Raw genomic sequence first — 4603 nt, forward strand, 5'->3', positions numbered from 1 at the left:
CCGCGCGGTGGGCGCCGACGTGAGCGACCGAGCGTCCGTCGCCGCCGCCTTCGAGACCGTCGCGCCGAGCTCGCGCCCCGACGATCCTGGTCAACAACGCCGGCATCATCCGCGACAACCTGCTGTTCAAGATGAGCACGAGCGACTGGGACGCGGTGATGAACGTCCACCTGCGCGGCTCGTTCCTCATGAGCAAGGCCGCGCAGCGGTACATGACCGAGGCGAAGTTCGGCCGCATCGTCAACCTGTCCAGCACCAGCGCGCTGGGCAACCGCGGCCAGGCGAACTACTCCGCCGCCAAGGCCGGCCTGCAGGGCTTCACCAAGACCCTCGCGCTCGAGCTGGGCAAGTTCGGCATCACCGCCAACGCCATCGCGCCGGGCTTCATCCAGACCGACATGACGGCCGCGACCGCCGAGCGCCTCGGCGTCGCGTTCGACGACTTCATCGCCTTCTCGGCCAAGGAGATCCCGGTGCAGCGCGTCGGCCAGCCCGAGGACATCGCGCACACCGTCTCGTTCCTGACCAGCGAGGGCGCCGGCTTCGTGTCGGGCCAGGTCATCTACGTGGCCGGCGGGCCGAAGGCCTGACGTGAGCGAGTCCCCGAAGGGCCTGGACCTCGACGCCCTGGGCCGCTGGCTCGACGAGGCCGCACCCGGCCTGGTCGACGGGCCGCTCGAGGCCCGGCTCATCACCGGCGGCAAGTCGAACCTGACGTACGCCGTGCGCGGCGGCTCGGCGGACCTCGTCGTCCGCCGGCCGCCGCTCGGCCACGTCCTGGCCACAGCGCACGACATGGCCCGCGAGCACCGGGTCATCGCGGCGCTCGCGCCCACGGACGTCCCCGTGCCGCGCACCTACGGGCTGTGCGAGGACGTCGACGTCATCGGGGCGCCGTTCTACGTCATGCAGCGCGTCGACGGCACGCCGTACGCGCACGCCTCCGACCTCGAGGCGCTCGCGCCGAGCGCACCCGCGCGATCGCCGACCGGATGGTCGACACGCTGGCCACGCTGCACGCGGTCGACCCGGCCTCGGTCGGGCTGCAGGACTTCGGCCGGCCCGAGGGCTACCTCGAGCGCCAGGTGCGGCGCTGGACCAAGCAGCTGGACGCCTCGCGCAGCCGCGAGGTGGCCGGCATCGACGAGCTGGCGTCCCGCCTGGCGGCGTCCGTCCGGCCGGCCGTCCGGGCACGATCGTCCACGGCGACTACCGGCTGGACAACCTGCTCGTCGACGACTCCGACACCGTCACGGCGGTGCTGGACTGGGAGATGAGCACGCTCGGCGACCCGCTCACCGACCTGGCCGTGCTGCTGGCCTACCAGGAGCTGGCCGTGGCGGCCGGTGGCGGAGCCGGGGCGGCGATGGTCACCGATGCCGCCCGCGCGCCGGGCTTCCCGAGCACCGACGAGGTCGTCGAGCGGTACGCGACCGCGTCCGGACGCGACGTCGGCACGCTCGACTTCCACCTCGGCCTGGCCTACTTCAAGCTCGCCGTGATCCTGGAGGGCATCCACTTCCGGCACAGCCAGGGGCAGACCCTCGGCGGGGGCTTCGACGGGATCGGCGACCTCATCGAGCCGCTCGTGGCGTACGGACTCGCGTCCCTGGGGCGGCCCGCCTAGTACGGTGGCGGCCATGACGGCCGAGATCCTCGAACCGCGGCGCCGCCCCACGCAGGAGCGCAGCCGGGTCAAGTTCGAGCAGCTGCTCCAGGTCTCGCGCCAGCTGCTGCTCGAGGTGGGCTTCGAGTCGTTCACCTGCGAGGAGGTCGCCAGCCGCGCCGGTCTGCCGATCGGCACGCTCTACCAGTTCTTCGCCAACAAGTACGTCATCGTCTGCGAGCTCGACCGCCAGGACGCGGTGCCGGTCAAGGAGGCGCTGGAGGACTTCGCCGCCGAGATCCCCTCCCTGGACTGGCTGAAGTTCCTCAACCGGCTCATCGACCACGTGGCGCACCTGTGGGTCGAGGACCCGTCGCGGCGGGCGGTCTGGCACGCGGTGCAGTCGACCCCGGCGACGCGGGCGACGGCGGCCCTGACCGAGCGCGAGCTGGCCGCCGAGGCCGCTCGCATCCTCGCTCCCCTGACGCCGCGCACGCCGCGCGCCCGGCGCAAGATCATGGCCGAGGTGCTCATCCACGTGGCCTACTCGATGCTCAACTTCTCGATCCGCGACGGCCAGGAGCACACCGAGGCGGTCATCGAGCTCAAGCGCCTGCTCGCCGCCTACCTGCTCAGCGCCGAGCAGGTCGACGCCTAGCGCGGTTTCGCCGCACGACGTCCGGCACGGTAGAACGTCCCGGTGAGCACCCTGCTGCTGACGCTCGACCTGGTCGGCGTCTTCGCCTTCGCCCTCAACGGGGCCCTGACCGCCCTGCGCGTGACGCGGCTGGACGTCGTCGGGGTCGTGACGCTGGGCATGCTGACGGCGCTCGGCGGCGGCATCCTGCGCGACGTGCTCATCGGCGCGCTGCCGCCGCTCACCTTCGACGACTGGCGCTACCTCGCCGTGGCCGCGGCCGGGAGCCTCGTCGCGTTCGCCTGGGGCGCGTCGCTGGAGCGGCTCAAGCGCTCGATCGAGGTGCTGGACGCGATGGGTCTCAGCCTGTTCGCCGTCACCGGCGCGCTGCGGGCCCTGGACCTGGGCATGGGGCCGGGCCAGGCGGTGCTGCTGGGCGGGCTCACCGCGGTGGGCGGCGGCACGCTGCGCGACGTGATGATCGGCCGCGTCCCGGTGGTGATGCGCAGCGAGCTGTACGCCATCCCGGCGCTGGGGGCCGCGCTGGTCGTCGTGGTCTGCGAGAAGGCGGGGATGCACGGTGCGGCGCCCGCCGTGGGTGCCGCGGCGGCTGTGCCTCGCGGTCCGGCTCGCCGGCGTCCACTGGGACCTGCACGCCCCGAAGCCGCGGCGTCCCCAGGCGTAGCGCGTCCCTCCGGAAGGCTCCGGGACCGCGAGCCGCTCGGCCGACGGGATGGAGCGCTCAGGCGCAGAGGTCCAGCGCCCCCTGGTACCGACCGTCCTGCGCCCGCTCGCGCACCCTCGACGTGACGGCGTCCTCGGGGACGATCCCGAACGACATCGCGCCCGAGGGCATCCGGCACGCGGCCACGATCGTCCAGCCGTCGCCGTCGTCCTCGTACGCCGGGGCTCGCCCTCCCACGCGGAACGACAGGTCGGTGACGCTCAGCCCCACGTCCTCGAACGCCGGCTCGACGTCCCCGAGGTCGCGCAGGAGGAACGACGACGGGGCGGCATCGACGTCCACGGGGGCGGCACAGCCGGTCAGGACGACGGCGACGAGCGCGGCCAGGGCACCCAGGGCACGGCGGATCGTCCGGCGAGCGGGGTGAGTCATCGGCACGCCGCATCCTCTCAGGGATGCGCTGGACGCGGGGCCCTTCGACGGGTGCACCGCCCCAGGAATGCTCGACGCCCCCAGGACTGCAGACATGGGGGCGACGGGTTTACCTGGGGCCCCAGGTAAACCCGACGCCCGCCGAGGGCTCAGGGACGCGACAGCACCACGTACGCGGTCGCGTAGTCGCCGTCGTGGCTGAGCGAGACGTGCGCGTCGAGCCCCGCCAGGTGCTCGGCGACCTCGCCGTGGAGCCGCAGCCGCGGACGTCCCCAGGCGTCCTTGACCACCTCGACGAGGTGGTGGACGTGCTCGGACGCGACCGGCGGCGCCCCGAAGAGCGTCGCCGACCACGCCTTCACCAGCGCCTCCTTCGCCGCCCAGCGGGCGGCCAGGTGACGCGCAGGACCGTCGACCGCGTCCTGCGCGTCACGCCGCTCCCCCGCCGTGAACGCCTGCGCGAAGCGGGTGCCGGGCGCTCGAGCTGCTCGGCCAGGCCGGGCACGTGCACGAGGTCCACCCCGACCCCCACGACCGTCATCGGCAGGCCGGGCCCGCGTAGACGTCGTCGTCGCCCAGACGCGCGTCCGGGTCGAGCAGCAGGTCGGCCTCGAGCGCCTTGGTGCCCGAGCCCGTGCCGAGGCGACGGCCGTCGGGACGCTCGTAGAGCGCCGCCTGGCCGAGCATGGCCTTGGCCAGGCGCATGCGTCCGGCGACCGCGCGGGCGTGCGCCCGACGGCGGTAGGACGCCCGGTCCTCGTCGGTGAGCGAGGCCAGGAACGCCTGGGGGTGGGCCAGCGCGATGAGCCCGGCGACGTGACCGAAGCCCAGGCTGGTGACGAGGCCGGCCTTGAGCGGCTGCGCCGCCTGCAGGGGCTCGCGCAGCCACACGAGGTGCTCGTGCTCGTCCAGGTCGGGCATGACGCAGTCCAGGCTCCGGTTCGGCGGGACGACGCCGGAGGCCAGCACCTGGCACAGGCCGATGGTCTGGAACGCCGCCGCGCCGCCCTTCGCGTGGCCGGTCAGCGTCTTCTGGCTGACCACGTACAGCGGGTTGCCCTCGCTGCGCCCGATCGCCGCCGCGAGCCGCTCGTGCAGGTCGGACTCGTTGAGCTCGTTCACGCCCGTGGACGTGTCGTGCTTGGAGACCACCGCGACGTCGTCCGCGGTCAGGCCGACCTGCTTCAGCGCCCGGGCCAGCGGCGACCGGTCGCGGCCGAGGCCGGCGGCCAGCGCACCCAGG

General features: G+C 73.6%; 4 protein-coding genes and 4 pseudogenes. 5 read left to right on the top strand and 3 right to left on the bottom strand.

Annotated features, from left to right (window positions below; translation table 11 throughout):
* Positions 1-131: 131 nt before the first annotated feature.
* The 5 genes and pseudogenes from AC2W7G_RS09565 to AC2W7G_RS09585 all read left to right on the top strand — a co-directional run bounded on the left by AC2W7G_RS09565 (position 132) and on the right by AC2W7G_RS09585 (position 3053).
* The gene (locus AC2W7G_RS09565; RefSeq protein WP_485868229.1) at positions 132-590 is read left to right on the top strand and encodes an SDR family oxidoreductase; all 459 of its coding nucleotides are present in this window, start codon (positions 132-134) and stop codon (positions 588-590) included.
* A gap of 133 nt (positions 591-723) precedes the next feature.
* Positions 724-867 (top strand): annotated as a pseudogene (locus AC2W7G_RS09570) (phosphotransferase); the annotation flags it as partial.
* A 125-nt stretch (positions 868-992) separates the two neighbouring features.
* Positions 993-1627, top strand: a pseudogene (locus tag AC2W7G_RS09575) (phosphotransferase family protein).
* A gap of 13 nt (positions 1628-1640) precedes the next feature.
* Entirely contained in the window at positions 1641-2264 is a 624-nt protein-coding gene (locus AC2W7G_RS09580) for a TetR/AcrR family transcriptional regulator (RefSeq protein ID WP_485868230.1), read from the top strand.
* Positions 2265-2306: 42 nt separating this feature from the next.
* Positions 2307-3053, top strand: coding sequence for a trimeric intracellular cation channel family protein (locus tag AC2W7G_RS09585; RefSeq protein WP_485868231.1), 747 nt, complete (start codon positions 2307-2309; stop codon positions 3051-3053).
* Here the strand turns inward: AC2W7G_RS09585 and AC2W7G_RS09590 are convergent.
* From AC2W7G_RS09590 to AC2W7G_RS09600, 3 genes and pseudogenes are all read right to left on the bottom strand, one after another.
* Positions 2986-3360: a hypothetical protein gene (locus AC2W7G_RS09590; protein ID WP_485868232.1), complete on the bottom strand. Its 375-nt coding sequence runs from the start codon at positions 3358-3360 to the stop codon at positions 2986-2988. The genes AC2W7G_RS09585 and AC2W7G_RS09590 overlap by 68 nt on opposite strands.
* Positions 3361-3509: 149 nt before the next feature.
* Positions 3510-3779 (bottom strand): annotated as a pseudogene (gene acpS / locus AC2W7G_RS09595) (holo-ACP synthase AcpS); the annotation flags it as partial.
* Between the two features lie 118 nt (positions 3780-3897).
* Positions 3898-4603, bottom strand: a pseudogene (locus AC2W7G_RS09600) (hypothetical protein); the annotation flags it as partial.

Source organism: Aeromicrobium sp. PFPM2_SD2 (assembly GCF_057364525.1).

Bases quoted from the DNA above. Each gene is read 5' to 3' on its own strand.
- AC2W7G_RS09590 (WP_485868232.1), bottom strand. From the start codon at position 3,360: ATGACTCACCCCGCTCGCCGGACGATCCGCCGTGCCCTGGGTGCCCTG.
- AC2W7G_RS09580 (WP_485868230.1), top strand. From the start codon at position 1,641: ATGACGGCCGAGATCCTCGAACCGCGGCGCCGCCCCACGCAGGAGCGC.
- AC2W7G_RS09565 (WP_485868229.1), top strand. From the start codon at position 132: ATGAGCACGAGCGACTGGGACGCGGTGATGAACGTCCACCTGCGCGGC.